The organism is Streptomyces iranensis, from assembly GCF_017874715.1.
GTDB classification, from domain to species: Bacteria; Actinomycetota; Actinomycetes; order Streptomycetales; family Streptomycetaceae; genus Streptomyces; species Streptomyces iranensis.
The window spans coordinates 1-18,612 of sequence record NZ_JAGGLR010000014.1 but is presented as its reverse complement, the minus strand read 5'-3'; the positions used below and the strand labels follow the sequence as shown (position 1 = coordinate 18,612).

Annotated in this window: 4 protein-coding genes; 2 read left to right on the top strand and 2 right to left on the bottom strand. The window is 69.9% G+C overall.

The window, feature by feature from the left end; translation table 11 throughout:
- Positions 1-29: 29 nt before the first annotated feature.
- Together J2Z30_RS25145 and J2Z30_RS25140 are read right to left on the bottom strand one after the other, a co-directional pair.
- Positions 30-4,103 carry a type I polyketide synthase gene (locus J2Z30_RS25145; RefSeq protein ID WP_044580010.1) on the bottom strand — a complete coding sequence of 1,358 codons (4,074 nt, stop codon included), beginning with the start codon at positions 4,101-4,103 and terminating at the stop codon, positions 30-32.
- Between the two features lie 53 nt (positions 4,104-4,156).
- On the bottom strand, positions 4,157-15,958 hold the full coding sequence (locus J2Z30_RS25140) for a type I polyketide synthase (protein WP_044580009.1): 11,802 nt from the start codon (positions 15,956-15,958) through the stop codon (positions 4,157-4,159).
- A 383-nt stretch (positions 15,959-16,341) separates the two neighbouring features.
- Here J2Z30_RS25140 and J2Z30_RS25135 point away from each other — a divergent pair, with 383 nt between their 5' ends.
- Together J2Z30_RS25135 and J2Z30_RS25130 are read left to right on the top strand one after the other, a co-directional pair.
- Positions 16,342-16,899, top strand: a complete 558-nt coding sequence (locus J2Z30_RS25135) for a pyridoxamine 5'-phosphate oxidase family protein (protein WP_044580008.1) — start codon at positions 16,342-16,344, stop codon at positions 16,897-16,899.
- Positions 16,900-17,209: 310 nt separating this feature from the next.
- The coding region (locus J2Z30_RS25130; RefSeq protein WP_245388436.1) for a polyketide synthase at positions 17,210-18,612 on the top strand (1,403 nt) is incomplete at its 3' end.

The following is an 18,612-nucleotide window of genomic DNA, read 5'->3' as shown; positions in this document are numbered from 1 at the left end:
CACCAAGGCCGGTGGGTCGCGACCGCAGCTCAGGTGTCTGCATGTTGGGGATGAGCGGGCCGTCGAGCCAGCCAGCCGATGATTGCTGAGGCGGTGCTCGCGGCGTGATCGTCGATCATGCTCAGGTGCGTGCCGGGCACGTCGATGGCGTCGTGGTCGGGACCCCAGTGGGCCTGCCAGTGCTCGCCTGTGCGGGGCCGGCCGCCCATTCGTTCGGTGGCGCGCAGCAGCAGTGTCGATATGCCGCTGATTTCGGTGGGTGCCCAGTCGTTGAACAGCTGTAGGTGGTGTGCCATCGCGGTCAGTTCGGCGCCGCGCAGCGGTTGCGTCGCGGTCCATTCGGCGTACGCCTCGCCGAGCAGGTCGAACTGGATCTCGGCCAAACCTGTGCTCCCGGGCAGGTGGCTGTCCAGCAGCACAAGTGACTCCGGTGCGGTGTTCAGCTCCTTGAGTCGGGCGGCTGCCGCGTGCGCTATCCAGCCGCCGGAGGAGTAGCCGACGAGGACGTATGGTCCGGTCACACTGGAGCGGACCGCCTCGGCGACCGCGGCCACCAGATCGGTTCGGGTCGGGGGAAGGGGCTCGTGGTCGGCGTAGCCCGTCAACGGCAGCACGGCCATGTTGTGCGTCGTGCGCAGCGCGCCGGCCATCCGCGCGTATTGGTAGACATTGCACGGCGCGAGCACGGACGGGATACAGACCAGAGTCGGGCCCGCAAGCCCCTGGGAGAAACTGACTGGCTCCCGCATCGGCGGCGAGCCGGTACCCACACGCAGCCGGGCGGCGACGGCCAACAGTTCCAACCCGTCCTGCACCTGGCCCTGCGCGCAGGCCTGGGCGAACAGCGCCGGCAGCGGTTCGGTCGCGGGCGGCGTCGCCGGGCCCTCGCCCGTCGGCGACGGACCCGCCGGTGTGGCGGCGGGGGCGGCCGGGGGTGGTTCGAGGTCGTCGAGCGCGGCGAAGCGGTCGGCCAGGTGTGTGGCGACCGCGTACGGCGTCGGCCAGTCGATCACCAGAGTGCGGGACAGTTCCAGACCGGTGACCGCCCCCAGTCGCTCGGTCATCCAGGCCGCGGTCAGCGAGTCGAAGCCCAGCTCGGCGAAGCCCCGCTGGGCGTCCACGTCCTCGAGCGCGTCGTAGCCCATCAGCTGCGCCGCCTGGTTACGCACCTCGGCGAGCAGGATCTCCGCCCACTCCTGGCGCGGGCGATCGGCCAACCTGCCACGTACGGAGGGTATCTCCGGGATCGCCTCGGCCAGCACGGCGTCCGGCGGCGGGGCGCCCGTCCCGCCGACGACGCCCTGGTTGGCCAGCAAGCTCGCGCCCGCCGGCAGGTGATCGACCAGCCAGTAGCGGCGGCGCTGGAAGGCGTACGTGGGCAGGTCGAGCTGGGCTGCGCCGGTGCCCGCGTACACCGCGCGCCAGTCGACCGGCACACCGCGGACGAAAAGGGCAGCCACCGCGTCCATCAGCGCGGCCGGCTCGGCCCGGCCCTGACGCAGCGTCGGCACGAAGACCCGCTCCGGTACGTCCGGACCGGCCGGCGGCAGGCAGTCCCGGCCGAGGGCGGCGAGGACCCCGCCCGGCCCAAGCTCCAGGAAGGTGGTGACACCGGCCTCGCTCAGGCGCACCACGCCGTCGCGGAACCGCACCGCTGCACGGGCCTGGGCGACCCAGTAGTCCGCCGAACGCATCCGCTCGCCCCGGTCCGCATCGCCCGGTGCGAGCGGCACGATCGGGATGCGCGGCGCGGCGTACGACATGCCCTCGATCGCCGACCGGAAGTCGGCCAGAATCGGGTCGATCTGTGGTGAATGGAAAGCGTGGCTCACCCGCAGTTCGCGCGAGCGGAGACCCTTGTCGGCCAATCTCTCCATCAGTGTGGTGAGCGTCTTCTTGTCGCCGGAGAGCACCACCGAGGTGGGACCGTTCACAGCGGCGACGGACACGAGGCCGGCCAGCTGATCCAGCATCGGCAGGATGTCTTCTTCGGCCGCACGTACGGCGACCATCGCGCCGCCGGGCGGCATGCTCTGCATAAGCCGGGCCCGCGCGGCGACCAACGCGCAAGCGTCCTCGAGCGACAGTATCCCGGCCACGTGCGCGGCAGTGACCTCGCCGATGGAATGCCCCGCGACGAAATCTGGGCGTACACCCCATGATTCGACGAGCCGGAACAGGGCGCTCTCGACAGCGAAGAGGGCCGGCTGGGCGAATCCGGTGCGGTCGAGCAGGCCCAGCGTGTCGTCCTCGGCGAAGGTCAGGTCACGCAGCGAACGGCCGATCGGACCGTCCAGATGCGCGCAGACAGCATCGAACGCCTCGGCGAAGACGGGTTGCTCCGCATACAACTCACGGCCCATGCCCAGCTTCTGCGCCCCCTGGCCGGTGAACAGGAAGGCCAGCCGTCCGCGTGCCGTGGCGCCTGTCGTGACCGCGGCGTCCGGTGTGCCCTGAGCGAGTGCGTCGAGCCCGGCGAGCAGGCCATCCCGATCGGTGGACACGACTACGCCGCGGTGCTCCAGGGCGGCGCGAGTGGTGGCCAGTGAGTATCCGATGTCGGTGGGGTCGGCCGGCTCGGTTCGGTTCGTCAGGAAAGCGGCCAGCCGCGCGGCCTGGGCGCGCATGGCGGACGCGGTGCGTCCGGAGACCAACCAGGGAACGGCCGCGAGCGTGCGGTGCGCGACGCCATCGCCTTCCCGTCCGGCGTCCTCTTCGGGCACCGCCTCGAGAATGACGTGCGCGTTGGTGCCGCCGATGCCGAAGGCGGAAACGGCCGCCCGCCGGGGCCGGTCCTCCGTCTCCGGCCATGACCGCGACTCCTGCAGGAGTTCGATGTCGCCGGCCGTCCAGTCGACCTCGGTGGACGGCGGGTCGGCGTGCAGCGTGGGTGCCAACATGCCGTGCCGCAGCGACATCACCGTCTTGATCAGACCACCGACTCCGGCGGCGGACTGGCTGTGGCCCAGGTTGGACTTCAGCGAGCCCAGGAACAGCGGACGACCAGGCCGCCTGTCACGCCCGTACGTGGCCAGCAGCGCCTGGGCCTCGATCGGGTCGCCCAGCGTCGTGCCGGTGCCGTGTGCCTCGACGGCGTCGACGTCGGAGGAGGTGAGCCCGGCCGCGGCCAGCGCATGCCGGATCACCCGCTGCTGGGACGGGCCACTCGGTGCGGTCAGCCCGTTCGATGCCCCGTCCTGGTTGATCGCCGAGCCGCGCAGCACCGCCAGGACCGGGTGCCGGTGGCGGCGGGCGTCGGAAAGCCGCTCGACCACCACCATGCCGACGCCCTCGGCCCAGGACGTACCGTCCGCGGCGTCGCCGAACGACTTGCACCGGCCGTCCGGGGCAAGCCCGCGTTGGGTGCTGAACTCGACGAACGAGCCTGGCGTGACCAGCACGGAAACGCCACCGACCAGGGCGAGTGAGCAGTCTCCGGCCCGCAGCGCGCCCGCCGCGAGATGCAGGGCGGTGAGCGACGAGGAACAACCGGTGTCGACGGTCACCGCCGGCCCCTCCAGCCCCAGGAGGTAGGAAAGCCGGCCCGAGATGATGGCCCCGGCCAGGCCACTGAGCAGGAGCCCCTCGAACCCGGTCGGGTAGCGCGCCAGCAGGGCGGCATAGTCGGTCACACTCGGGCCCACGAACACCCCGGTCTCGCTGCCGTGCAGCGAGTGCGGATCGATTCGAGCCTTTTCGAGGGCTTGCCACGACGTCTCCAGCAGCAGTCGCTGCTGTGGGTCCATCGCGATGGCCTCGCGCGGCGAGATGCCCCAGAACTGCGCGTCGAAGTCCGCGACGTCGGCCAGGAAGCCGCCCTGCTGGGTGTAGCTGGTGCCCGGGTGTTCCGGGTCTGGATCGTAGAGCGAGTCGAGGTCCCAACCCCGATCACGCGGGAACGGGGTGATCGCGTCCCGCCCGGTGACCGCCAGCTCCCAGAGATCTTCTGGTGAGCGCACTCCGCCCGGATAGCGGCAGGCCATGCCGACGATCGCGATCGGCTCGCCGGCCCGCCGCTCGAGCTCCTCCGACCGCTTGCGGGCCTCCATGAGGTCTGCAGTGACCAACTTCAGGTAGCGCCGTAGCTTGTCCTCGTTGTCCATCTGCTCCTCGACCTCTCACTGACACAACAGCACGTTCGCCGCGGGGGCGCGGATCACTCGTCCGGGCGGCCGAGCTGCGTGTTGATGAAGCTGAACAGTTCGTCGTCGGAGGCCGCTGTCAGCGTCGCCACGTCGCCCTCGGCGTTCGCGGCCGGCGCCGGGCCCGAGAGCCGGCTGAGCAGCTCTCGCGCCCGGCTGACGAGCACGTCGCGTACTTCCGTGTCCTCGGACGGTATCGAGGACAGCGACGCCTCCAGCCGGTCGAACTCGGCGAGTGCTGCGTCCGTCGGCGACGGCACACTGGTGGCCACCTCGGAGCGCAGGAACGATGCGAGGCTCGTCGGATTCGGGTAGTCGAACACGAGCGTCACCGGCAGCCGCAACCCGGTTGCCGCATTGAGCCGGTTGCGCAGCTGGACGGCGATCAACGAGTCGAAGCCGACATCCTTGAAAGCCCGCTTGCGATCGACCTGCTCCGCGGAGTCGTAGCCGAGCACCGCCGCGACGTGCGAGCAGATCAGGTCGAGCACCGCCGGTTCCCGATCCTCCTCGGGCAGTGCGGTGAGCTTCTCGATCAGGGCCGCGCCGCGGGTGGCCGAGATCGGGGACTCCGCCGTCGACAGCGCGCGCACATCCGGCAGGTCGGCCAGCAGCGGGCTGGGCCTCAGCGAGGTGAATCGGGGATGGAACCGGGCCCATTCGACTCGTGCCACCACTGGGCACGGTTCGTCCTCGGCGACGATTCGGTCCAGGGTCGCCAGTCCGGAGTCCACCGGCAGCAGGGGCAGACCGCCGCGGCGCAGCGAGTTGGCCATCTCCTTGTCGTGGGTCAGCATGCCGGCCTCCCACGGGCCCCACGCCACCGAGACGGTGTGGCCGCCGCGGTCGTGCCGCTCCCGGGCCAGGGCGTCGAGGTAGGCGTTGGCAGCCGCATACGCGGACTGGTTGCCGACGCCCCAGGTCGCCGAGATGGAGCCGAACAGCAGCACCGTCTGGATGCTGTCGTGGTCGACCAGCTCGTCGAGGTGCGCCGCGCCAAGCACCTTGGCAGCCAAGATGTCGCCGAACTCGGCCGGCGTCATGTCGGCGATCGGCCCGCCATCGAGGCTGGCGGCGGCGTGCACGAGCGCGGTCAGCGGGCGCTCGGCGGGAACGGAGGCCAGTAGTTCGACCACGGCGGCCCGGTCCGTGACGTCGCAGGCCATCACCGAGACCGACACGCCCTTGGCGGCCAGTTCCTCGACCAAGCGCTGCGCACCGGCCGCGTCGGCGCCGCTGCGGCTGGCGAGCACCAGGTGTTCGGCACCGCGGTCGGCGAGCCAGCGGGCCATCTCGGCACCGAGGCCACCCGTGCCACCCGTCACGAGCACAGTACCGCTCGGCCGCCAGTGGGTCGGCTCCTGCTCGGGCATCGTCGCCCTGACCAGACGGCGGGCCAGGACGGCCTGCGATCGTACGGCGACCTCGTTCTCGCCACTGCCCGCGAGCACACCGGCCAGTTCGGCTATCGCGTGGTCGTCCACCGTCTCCGGCAGGTCGATCAGGCCACCCCAGAGCCGGGGGTGTTCGAGGCCGGCGACCCGCCCGAAACCCCAGACCAGCGCCTGGGTGGGCGAGCCGATGCGGTCCTGGGGACCGGCCGCCACCGCACCCCGGGTCACCGCCCAGAGCGGGACGTCGAGTTCGGCGTCGAGCAGGGCCTGGGTGAGCACGACCGTGCCCGCGAGCCCTTGTGGCAGCGCCGCCGAGTCGTCGCAGGGGGTCTCGTTCTCGGCCAACAGCGACAGCACCCCGACCGGGTTCGTGCCGTTCGTCGCGAGCTCGCGCAGCCGCTGGGCCAGCGCCGCCCGGTCGAGGTGCCCGCACGGTACGGCCCAGGTCACCAGGCTGGGTGCGTGGGCAGCGAGACGGCGCACGGTTTCCGCGGCCCAGCTGTCGGCCGGTTGCCCCTCGGCCACCACCGCCAGCCAGGTACCGCCGATCGGCGGGTGCGTGCCGCTGGGCAGCGTGCGCCACTCCACGCGGTAGTGCTCGTCATCGACGTTCGTGTCGGTCGCGGTATCCACGGCGATCCGCAGCTGTTCACGGCTGACCGGCCTCGCGACGATGGAGTCGAATGAGGCGACAGGCCGGCCCGCGTCGTCGGTGAGCAGCATCGTGGCGGAGTCAGGGCCCTTGCGTCGGAAAGCGACCCGCAGCGAGCTTGCTCCTTGGGCGTGCACAGTGATGCCGCTCCAGGAGAACGGCATCACTGCCTCGCTCTCGCTGTCGATCAGTCCGGTGACCGGCACCTGCAGGGCGGCGTCCAGCAGCGCCGGGTGCAGGCCGAACCGCCCCGCCTCGGCGTGGACGATGCTCGGCAGCGCGACCTCGCCGTACATGTCCTCGCCGTCCCGCCACAGCGCACGGATCCCGGCGAAGGCAGGCCCGTAGGTGTATCCGCGCTCGGCGAGTCGAGCATAAATGTCGGTCACGTCGACCGCCTGCGCACCGGTTGGCGGCCAGGCCGTCAGATTGCCCGGCACCGGGCCGGTACCGACAGGGGCGAGCGTGCCTTCCGCGTGCAGGATCCACTTACTGCCGGTGCCGGATTCGGTGCGCTGCGAGTGCACCGTGACCGAACGCCGACCGGTGGAGTCGGCGGCGCCGACCGCGACTTGCACGGCCACACCCGACTTCTCTGAGAGCACCAGCGGCGCCCGGAAGGCCAGCTCTTCCAAGCGGGCGCAGTCGACGTGCCGCCCGGCGTGGGTGATCAGCTCGACGAAGGCGGCTCCAGGCAGCAGCAGGGTGCCGAGCACGACGTGGTCGGCCAGCCACGGCTGGGTCGCCAGCGACCACCTGCCGGTGAACAGCACCTGGTCATCGCCGGCGTGTTCCACGGCGGCGCCCAACAGGGGGTGATCGGCGGACATCAGCCCGAGGTCGGCGGCGCTCGCGGTCGTCGCGCCGGCGGCCTCGACCCACAACCGGCGGTGTTGGAACGCGTACGTGGGCAGGTCGATTCGCGCGCCGGGGGGAAACGCCGTCCCCCAGCGTACCGATGCCCCGTGCACGAAGGCCTGGGCCAGCGAGCGGGTGAACTCGACGTCACCGCCGTCCCGCCGCAACGACCACAACGCGGTGACATCGGCGCTTCGGGCCTGGGCAACCGCCTCGACCGCGTCGACGAGCGCCGGGTGCGCGCTGAGCTCCACGAAGCAGCTGTGCTCGTCGTCGAGGAGGGCCTCGACGGCTGCGCTGAACCGCACCGTCTCTCGGAGATTGCGGTACCAGTAGTCGGCGTTCAGCTCGACGCCGTCGACCCGCTCGCCGGTGACCGTGGAGTAGAACGGCACTTCTGCCTCAGAAGGCGCGACGCCGGCCAGCGCGTCGATGAGTTCGGCCTGGAGCTCCTCCACCCCGTGCGAGTGCGACGCGTAATCGACCAGGAGCTTGCGCACCGGGACCTCCTCGGCCGCGAGCGCTGCGCATATGCTCTGCAGTTCGTCGGCGGGGCCGGAGATGACCACCGACCGCGGCCCATTGACCGCGGCGACACCGAGCCCCGAGTAGTCGGCGAGCCGTTCCTGGACCTGGGCGACCGGCAGGCCGATCCAGCCCATGCCGCCGCGCTCGGTCAGGCCGGCGATCAAGCGCGAGCGCAACCCGGCGATGTGGGCGCCGTCGGCGAGAGTGAGGACACCGGCCACCACGGCCGCCGCGATCTCGCCCTGGGAGTGACCGACCACCGCGGCCGGCTCGACCCCGAGCGACCGCCACAGCCGGGCCAGTGACACCATCACCGCGAACAGCGCGGGCTGCACCGCGTCCACCCGGTCCAGGCTCGGCGCGCCCGGAGTGCCGGTGAGGACGTCCAACAGGGTGGCGCCGTTCCAGTCGACGTGCGGGGCCAGCGCAGCGTCGCACTCGGTCATGGCCGCGGCGAACAGCGGGCTGGTACTCCACAGGTCGACGGCCATACCACGCCACTGGCCACCCTGACCTGCGAAGACGAAGACCGGCCGGTCCACGTCACCGCCGTTGCCCAGCACGACGTCCGCGTTCGACTCCGCCGTGTCGGCGGCGATCGCCGTGAGCCCCGCGGTCAGCGTGCCCATGTCCTCGGCGAGCACCACGGCGCGATGCTCCATTGTGGCTCGACCGCTGAGCGAGCGGCCGAGCGCGTCGAGGTCCACCTCCGAGTGCTCGGCAAGGTAGGCGCTGAGCCTGGCTGCCTGACCCCGCAGCGCCGCCGCGCCGCGTGCTGAGATGACGAACGGCTTGACGGATTGCGCGAGCATCCGATCGGGCGCGGGCGGAGCGGGCGGCTGTTCGAGCTCCGGTGCCTGCTCCAGCACCACGTGCACGTTGGTGCCGCTGATTCCGAACGCGGAGACGGCGCCGCGCCGGGGCTGGTTGCGCATCGGCCACTGCCGTGCCGCGGTCAGCAGCTTCACCGCGCCGTCCGACCAGTCCACGTGCGGGGTGGGCTCGTCGGCGTTCAATGTCCGGGGCAGTAGGCCATGTCGCAGCGCTTGGACCATCTTGATCACCCCGGCCACGCCGGCCGCCGCCTGCGCGTGGCCCAGATTCGATTTCAAGGAGCCAAGCCAGAGCGGGCTTTCCTCGGTGTGCTCTGGCCCGTACGTCGCCAGTAGTGCCTGCACCTCGATCGGGTCGCCGAGCTTGGTGCCGGTGCCGTGTCCCTCCACGACGTCCACATCGGCAGCTGAGACGCCGGCATTGGCCAGCGCCTCTCGGATCACACGCTGTTGCGAGCGGCCGTTGGGCGCAGTCAACCCGTTGGAGGCGCCGTCCTGGTTCACCGCGGAGCCCTTGACCACCGCGAGGACCTGGTGGCCGTTGCGGCGGGCGTCCGACAAGCGCTCCAGCACGAGCAGTCCGACGCCCTCAGCCCAGCCGGTGCCGTCCGCGTCCGCGCCGAACGCCCGGCAGCGGCCGTCCGGGGAGAGGCCGCCCTGCAGCGCGAACTCCTGGAACACCACCGGTGTGGACATCACGGCCACACCGCCGGCCAGCGCGAGGTTGCACTCACCGGTCCGCAGCGCCTGCGCCGCCATGTGCACCGTGGTCAGCGAGGACGAGCAGGCGGTGTCGACCGTGACCGCGGATCCCTCCAGACCGAACTCGTAGGAAATGCGGCCCGAGGCCACGCTGGCCGCCGTACCGGTCAGCAGGTGGCCGTCCAGACCGCGCGATTCGCGCGCGAGCAAGTTGCTGTAGTCGTGGGCGCTGAGGCCGACGAACACGCCGGTCTTCGTGCCGCGCAGCGCCGACGGGTCGATACCAGCACGTTCGAACGCCTCCCACGCCGACTCGAGCAACAGCCGCTGCTGCGGGTCCATCGCGGTGGCTTCACGTGGTGAAATGCCGAAGAACTCGGGATCGAATTCAGTTGCCCCGGACAGGAAGCCGGCCGCTCGGGCGTTGGTCGTGCCCAACCGGCCGGGCTCGGGATCGAAGAGCTCGGCCAGGTTCCAGCCGCGGTCGGACGGGAACTCCGTGGCGGCGTCCCGGCCCTCCTCGACCATCGCCCACAACGCCTCCGGCGAGTCGACCCCGCCGCCGTAGCGGCACGCCATGCCGACGATGGCGACCGCGTCGCCGCCGGTGTCCGCCGTGACGATCGCGGGTGCCGCCGGCGCGGAGGAGCTGGCGCCGACCACCTCGCCAAGCACGTATTCGGCCAGCGAAGTGAGGTCCGAATAGTCGAAGACCACCGTTGCCGGCAGCCGCAGGCCGGTGAACGCGGTGATCCGATTTCGGAGCTCCACCGAGGCCAGCGAATCAAAGCCGATGTCCTTGAAGGTCCGGTCCGGCGAGAGACTCGACGCCGACGTGTGCCCGAGCACGGCCGCGGTCTCGGCGGCGACAGCATCCAGCACAATCCGATGCCGGGCGGCCGGCGTCCGGGCAAGCAGACGGCGGGTCCACGAGCTGGCATCGCCGCCACTCGCGACGACGGTACGTCGCACCCGCCCGGAGACCTGATTGCGCAGCAGGGGCGGCACCTCGCCGCGGAACGCGGCCAGGTTGAGCCGGACCGGTAGCACCACCGGGGCGCCGACGGTGAGGGCCGCGTCGAAGAGGGCCAGACCTTCCTCGTCAGATATCGCCTTGATACCGGCGCGTGCCATCCGTTCCCAGTCGGCCTCCTGCAGGGAGGTCGTCATGTGGCTCGCGGCGGCCCAGAGACCCCAGTCGAGCGAGACGGCGGGCAGCCCCAACGCGCGGCGGTGTCGGGCAAGAGCGTCCAGGAACGCATTGGCGGCGGCGTAATTGGCCTGGCCCGGCGCGCCGAATGCCCCGACGGCAGAGGAGAACAGCACGAAGGCAGAGAGGTCGAGGTCCTTGGTCAGCTCGTGAAGGAGCCAACCGGCGTCCACCTTGGGACGCAACACATTGTCGACCTGCTCGGTCGTCAGCGAGCCGATGACGCCGTCGTCGCTGACGCCCGCGATGTGCACAACCGCGGTCAGCGGATGTTCGGCGGGGATCGCGGCCAGCACCCCAAGCAGCGATTCGCGGTTGGAGACGTCACAGGCAACAGTCGTCACCGAGGCGCCGAGCTCGGTCAGCTCAGTGGCGAACTCGGTGGCGCCGGGCGCATCCGGGCCGCGCCGGCTGGCCAGCACGAGGTTGCGTACGCCGTGCTCGGCGACCAAGTGCCGGGCGACCAGGCCGCCCAGTGTGCCGGAGGCGCCGGTCAGAAGCACGGTCCCGGCTGGATCAGTGGGCACCGGGATGGTCAGGGCGATCTTGCCGATCTGCCGAGCCTGGCTGAGGAACCTCAACGCATCCGGAGCCCGGCGGACGTCCCAGGTGGTTGTCGGCGGCAGGGTCAGAGCGTCACGGTCGAACAGTTCCAGCAGCTCGACCAACATCTCGTGCACCCGTTCCGGCGCCACCCCGAGCAGGTCGAAAGCCTGATAGCGCACACCGGGGAACGTGTCGGCCGCCCAGTCGGCGTCGCGGATGTCGGTCTTGCCCATCTCGACGAACCGGCCGCCGCGCGGCAGCAGTCGTAGCGAGGCATCCACGAGCTCGTTGGTGAGCGAGTTGAGGACCACGTCGACGCCGCGGCCGTCGGTGGCGTCGAGCAGATCGGATTCGAACTGTGCGGTGCGGGAGTTGGAGATGCGTTCGCGGCGGATGCCGAGCTCGCGAACGGCCGCCCATTTGGCGGGGCTGGCGGTGGCGAAGATCTCGGCGCCCAGATGGGCAGCCAGCTGCACGGCCGCTATACCGACGCCACCGGCGGCGGCGTGGATGAGCACAGACTCGCCGGGTTGCAGGTCGGCCACGTCGACGAGCCCGAAGTACGCGGTCAAGTAGGTGATCGGGACTGTCGCGGCCTGCAGGTACGACCACCCGTCCGGGATCGGTACCACCATCCGATGGTCGGCTACGGCCACGGGCCCGAACGGCCCGAAGAACAGGCCCATCACCCGGTCCCCGGGCTTGAGACCGACGACTCCTGGGCCGACCTCGGTCACCACGCCGGCCGCCTCGCCGCCGAGCACTTCTTGACCGCGGACCAGTCCAAGGGTGGACATGACGTCCCGGAAGTTCAGGCCGGCGGCTCGGACGGCCACCCGCACCCCACCCTCGGCCAAGGGGGCGACCGCCTCCGGTGACTCGACCAAGGCGAGCCCGTCGAAAGTGCCGGGGTGGGGGGCAGACAGGCGCCAGGCAGCCGACTCCGCCGGCACGGCGAGAGTCGTCGAGGAGGAGACCTTGACCAGGCGCGGCACCAGGATCGTGCCCGCGCGTACAGCGATCTCGTCCTCCCCGGCGCCGAGCGCCGCCACCACGGCCGAGTCGGGCTCGCCGGGCGCGAGGTCAACCTGGACGAGCCGGCCTGGGTTCTCGGCACGCGCCGAGCGGAACAGGCCGTGCAGGGCCGCGCCGATCAGGTCACGGACGTGCTCACCGTCGTACGTGGCCAACGCGCCACGGGTGACCAGGACCAGCCGTGAGGTGGCCAGCCGTTCGTCGGCCAGCCAGTGGCGCACCAGCTCGAGCATCTGGTTGACACCTGAGTGCACGTTCGCGGCTACGTCGTGGTTGTGGTCGTGACCGGGAGCGGCCAGCACCAGAGTGGGCATCTCGGCCCCGGCGTCGAGGGCGGCCCGCAGCGCGGCGAAGCCGTCATACGCCGTGCCTATCGCGGGCGCTCCGCCGCCCAGGTTCGCCCAGCCGGTGGGCGACGAGGCCTCGACCTCACCCGCGGAGATCCACTCGATCTCGTAGAGGGAGTCGTGGGCCTGGGGGGCACTCTCGGCGATCTGCTTCGCGGTGGCGGACCGCAGGGTCAGCGAGTCGACGGACAGTACCGAGCGGCCGGTTCCGTCGGCGACCAGCAGCGCTACTGTGTCGGTCCCCACAGGAGTCAGTCGTACGCGCAGCGCGGAAGCACCGACGGCGTACAGCCGGACGCCCGCCCACACGAATGGGATGACGCCCTGGGTGGTGCCGGTAACCGCGATCGCGTGCAGAGCGGCGTCCAGCAGGGCAGGGTGCATGCCGTACGCGCCGGCGTCGCCCACGTGCTCGGGCAGAGCCACCTCGGCGAAGACTTCCCCGTCACGCAGCCAGGCGGCCTTCAGGCCGCGGAACACCGGCCCGTAGCCGTACCCAGCCGCGGCGAAGGTCTCGTAAAGATCACTGAGCTCGACTTCCTCGACACCGGCGGGTGGCCACTCGGCCATCTCAGGGTCGTCGCGGCTCACCCCAGCGGTCCCTGAGACAAAGCCGCTGGCGTGCCGTGTCCAGGCTGCGTCGGTGTCGGGTGAGTCCGGGTCCTGCTGCTGCGACCAGATGGTGATCGACCGTCGGCCGGTGGACTCCTCCGGCTCGCCGACCACGATCTGCAGCGCCACGCCGCCGCGCTCCAGCAGCAGCGGGGCCTCGATGGTCAGGTCCTCGACCAGCTCACAGCCGACCTGGTCCGCCGCGCGCAGCGCGAACTCGACGAATGCGGTGCTGGGCAGCAGGATGCGGTCGAACAGGGCGTGGTCGGCAAGCCAGGGCTGGGTGGAGAGCGACAGCCGGCCGGTGCACAGGAAGCCGCCGTCGTTGGCGAGTGAGACGCCGGCACCCAGTAGCGGGGCGTCCACCGAGCGCAGGCCGATCGAGCTGAGGTCGTGCCCTCCGACGTGGCTGGTCTCGAGCCAGAAGCGTTCGTGCTCGAACGCGTAGGTGGGCAGGTCGACGCGTTGCGCGCCGGTGCCGGCGAAGAAGGCTGCCCAGTCCACCCCAACGCCGGCGGTGTGCAGGGTGGCCATCGCCACGGCGACGCATTCCACTTCGTCGCGCCGAGTGCGGAGGGACGGCGTGACCACCACCGACTCGTCGCCGTAGCATTCGCGTACATGGCTGGTCATCGACGCGGCGGGCGACAGTTCGATGAATCGGGTGACGCCGCGCTCGCGCAGCCGAGCCACGCCGCCGACGAGGTCCACCGTGTCGCGCATCTGCCGCACCCAGAACTCAGGGGTGCACAGCTCCTCGGCGGGCACCACCATGGGGATGGTCGGGGCCGAATAGGTCAAGGTCTCCACCACGGCCCGGAACTGAGCCTGGATCGGCTCCATCGTGGCGGAGTGGCCCGCGACGCCAACCCGCAGCGTACGGGTCGAGTACCCGAGCTCGGACAGTCGCGCCACAGCCGCCTCGATCGGGCCCTCCAGCCCCGAGAGGGTGACCGCGCTCGGGCTGCTGATACCGGCGAGCGAGACGCCCTCGATGTCGGCGATGACCGGCTCCACCACGTCGGCGCCGGCGGCGACCGTGGCCATCACGCCGGCGGGCGTGGTCTGGATCAGCCGTGCCCGCGCGGTGACCATGGTGGCCGCGTCCTCGAGCGACAGCACACCCGCGATGTGCGCCGCCGCGATGTCCCCGCAGGACTGACCGAGCAGATAGTCGGGCCGCAGACCCCACGACTCGACCAGGCGGTAGAGCGCCACCTCGATCGCGAACAGCGCGGGATGCGCGTACTCGGGCCGATCCAACGTCGGGCCGCCCCCGGCTATGATCTGCGGCAGCTCGGGGTCAAGCCACCCCAGCACCTCCGAGTACGCCGTAGCGAAGACGGGGAACGCGGCCGCGAGCTGGGCGCCCATGCCGATGCGCTGCGGGCCTTGTCCAGGGAACATCACCGCGGTAAGACCGCGGCACTCGGTGCCGACGACCGCCGTAGCACCGCTGCCGCCGCCGGCCAGCAGGTCGAGCTGGGCGAGCAGTTCCTCCTTGTCGCCCGCGACCACGGCGGCGCGATGCTCGAACGTTACGCGGTGCAGCGCGAGCGACTTTGCCACGTCGAGCAGGGCGACGTCCTCGTCGGCGAGCCAGTCACGGAGCCGCGTCGCCTGACCGGCCAGGGCCTGCGGAGTACGGGCGGAGAGCAGGAAAGGCAAGGCGGTCGGCTGTGCGCTCACCAACTCGGCCTCGACCGCCTCCAGCGCGGGCGCCTGCTCGAGGATGACGTGCGCGTTGGTACCGCTCATGCCGAACGACGACACACCTGCCCGGCGCGGCCACTCGTTCTCCGGCCAGGGGCGGTGCTCGGTCAACACCTTGACCCCACCGGCCGACCAGTCCACTTCGTGCGTCGGCTCATCCACGTGCAGCGTCTTGGGGAGGACGCCATGGCGAATGGCCATCACTGCCTTGATCACGCCGGCGACGCCTGCGGCCGCCTGGGTGTGACCCACGTTCGACTTGAGCGAGCCCAGCCACAGTGGCTCGCCGTCCGTCTTCTTGCGACCGTAGGTGGCGAGAAGGGCCTGTGCCTCGATCGGGTCGCCCAGCCGGGTGCCGGTGCCGTGCCCCTCGAGCAGGTCGACCTGCTCCATCGGAACCTGGCCGTCGGTCAGCGCCGCCTGGATGACCCGTTGTTGGGCGGGGCCGTTAGGAGCAGTCAGGCCATTGGAGGCGCCGTCCTGGTTGATCGCTGAACCACGGATGACGGCAAGCACCGGGTGGCCGTTGGCCTGCGCGTCGGAGAGCCGCTCGAGCAGGATCAGGCTGACCCCCTCCGACCAGCCGGTGCCGTCCGCGGTTTCCGCGTACGCCTTGCACCGGCCGTTGGGCGCGATCCCACGCTGTCGACTGAAGTCGACCATGACAAGTGGCGAGCACATCGACGCGACGCCGCCGACCAGGGCCATCGTGGACTCGCCGCGGCGCAAGGCCCGAACGGCATAGTCCAGCGCGACCAACGAAGAGGAACAGGCGGTGTCGACGGTGACAGCGGGGCCCTCGAAGCCGAACACGTACGCGACGCGACCAGAGAGCACACTGGGCGCGTTGCCCAGCAGCAGATAGCCGTCGACCTCGCGGGGCGCGGTGACGGTCAACGGCACGTAGTCATGGGTGTTCGAGCCGATGAACACGCCTGTCTTGGTGCCGCGGAGGGTCTCCGGGTCGATGCCGGCACGTTCGAACGACTCCCACGCGGCCTCGAGGACGATTCGCTGCTGCGGGTCCATGGCCAGGGCTTCGCGTGGGGAGATGCCAAAGAAGCCCGCATCGAAGTCGGCCAGGCCGGACATGAAGCCGCCCTCGCGGGTGTACGTCTTGCCGGGCTTGCCGGGCTCCGGGTCGTAGATGCTGTCCATGTCCCAGCCCCGGTCGGTCGGCGAGTCGCCGATCGCGTCGGTTCCGCCTGCGACCAGCTCCCAGAGGTCCTCCGGCGACCAGACGTCGCCGGGCAAACGGCAGGCCATCGAGACGATGGCGATCGGCTCAGTGTTCTGCGCCTCCATCTCAGTGATCTTCTTGCGAGCCTGGTAGAGGTCGCTCGTGACCAACTTGAGATACTGGCGAAGCTTGTCCTCGTTCTCCATAGGAGCAACCCCATCTGTCTCTATCTGTTCCAGTGGTCCGGGGGACCCCGGAGTGGGGCCCGACGTACCCCGGACGTGACGTGCCCTGGACACATGGCAGGCGTCTGCTGAGGCCGACAGCCCGGCGAAAGGCTTGCGCCGAAGGAAGGCTTGGGTGGGGCACGATCAAAACTGCCCCTGGCCGGTCGCGTGAACAACCATGGTCTGACGACGTCAGCGCGGGCACCCCCTAACTCCCCTAGTCGCCATGCCAGTGGAACGACCTCAGCCGCGCGATCTTTGTGGGGTGTCGGTGTCGCAGTCGCGCTGGAAGCATGGACCGCGAAAGCTGGACGGGTACGTCTCGCTGGTCGCCCACAGCAGACGAGCGAAGGGACGGCAACATGACTGCCGAGGTGTTGAAGAACACACAGGAGCCGACGGGGACGTCGGCATTCATATTCAATCAAACCGCGCCGGGGCCGACAAAACCATGGAGCTGGGCGGAGAATTTGCTCGAATCGGCGCCCACGTACTGGCTGGTCACCACCAGCCCGGACGGTGACCCGCACAGCAGGCCCCTGTGGGGTATCTGGCGGCAGGACAATTTCTGGTTCTCGAGCCAGAACCGCTGCGGTGGATTCCTGGAGGTCAACCCGCGGGCCTCTGTGAATTTGCAGGTCGGCGAAGACGTGGTGATGGTCGAGGGCAGTTGCTCCCGAGTGATCGGGGTCGACGACATCAGCGTGCTCGCCGAAGGCGTAGGGGTGAAGTACGACTGGGAACTCTCGATCAGTGAGGATCGTGTCCACACGCGTTTCGGCCAGAGCGCGCCGGTGTTTCGGCTGACTCCCGAGCGGGTCTACGGCTGGGCGGGTATTGCCGGATGGGAGTCCGCGACGAGATGGGACTTCCCTCGGTCCCAGGAAACTGGAATGGCTACGCAACAAACCGGCCGATAGGGTTCGAGAGTTCGTCGCCTGCACTGTGCACCTGGATGCGGGGCATGACGTATCCGGTACTCGACGGTGGTTGTGCAGCTGGGCCTCGCCGTCGCCGAATTGCGTGAGGTACTCGACGCAGTAGCGGCCCAGCCGATGGGAATCACGGCGTGTTAGTTGTGTCAGACCCTCGCACCGGCGGGCCTCTGGCAACTTCAACTTGATTTTCTGGCACTAGCTGCCGTGGCCCAGAAGACGCAATTTGCTAACGCGGAAGGGGACGATCCAGGTGGATGTCCGGGCCCAAAGTGGCGACGTTGCGGTGGTTGGTATGTCGTGCCGTTTCCCCGGCGCTGACGGGCCTCAGCAACTGTGGCGACTTCTGGCCGCGGGACGTCATGCGATCACCGATGGCCCGCCTGGACGTGGTGCCTCGGATGGGACAGTCGCGCCCCCATGGGGTGGATTTCTCGACGCCGTCGACGAGTTCGACGCCGAGTTTTTCGGTATCTCCGCCCGAGAGGCGGCGTCCGCCGATCCACAGCAGCGACTCGTATTGGAGCTGGGGTGGGAGGCGCTAGAGGACGCGGGGATCGTGCCGGACAGCATTCGCGGCGGCCGGCTCGGTGTCTTCGTGGGTGCCTTCGCCGACGACTACGCTCATCTTGTACACCGAAACGGTGCTACCGCAGCGTCGCAGCACACCTACCCCGGCATCGAACGTGCGGTCATTGCCAACCGACTTTCTCACTTCCTGGATGTACATGGGCCCAGTGTGAGCATCGACAGCGGTCAATCGTCATCGCTGGTCGCCGTCCATATGGCCTGCCAGAGTCTGCTCACCGGTGAGTCGGACCTCGTTGTCGCGGGCGGTGTGCAGCTCAATCTGCTGCCGGAGTCCTTGGACATCGCAGACCGTTGGGGGCCACTGTCACCCGACGGTCGTTGCTACACCTTCGACGCTCGCGCGAATGGTTATGTGCCAGGCGAAGGTGGCGGTCTGGTGGTGCTCAAGAGGCTCGACAGCGCCCTCGCCGATGGTGACACCGTGCAATGCGTGATTCTCGGGAGCGCGGTAAATCATGGCGGCAGCGGTCGCGCCCTGACCCAGCCCAATGAGGTCGCACAACGAGACGTCCTACGCCGGGCTCATGAGCGCGCTCGAATCAGCGCCACGGAACTTCAATACGTGGAGCTGCACGGAACGGGGACGCCCGCCGGTGACCCTGTAGAAGCGTCCGCCCTCGGCGCTGCCGTGGGCTCTGCCCGCCCGCGAACGCAACCGCTGCTCGTCGGATCGGTCAAAACGAATGTGGGGCATCTGGGGGCGGCCGCGGGGATCGCCGGCCTGATCAAGGTGGCGATGTCGATTCGCCACCGCGAACTCCCTGCCAGTCTCAACTTCGAGCTGGCGAACCCGGATATCGCGCTGGACGAGCTCAATCTTCGAGTTCAGCAGAGCCTCGGTCCGTGGGAAGCGCCCGATCGCCCGTTGATTGCCGGCGTCAGTTCCTTCGGAATGGGTGGCACGAACTGTCACCTGGTCATCAGTGATGCGCCATCCGGCCCGATCGCCTCGGGCCGGAAACCTGAGACCGGTGAGGCGGACTCCGGGCGGTCACCCGCGGTGTTGCCGTTTGTGTTGCCGTTTGTGTTGTCGGCTCGTGGGTCGGGGTCGTTGTGTGGTCAGGCTGCTCGTTTGCGGTCGCATGTGGTGGAGCGGCCGGATGTGGC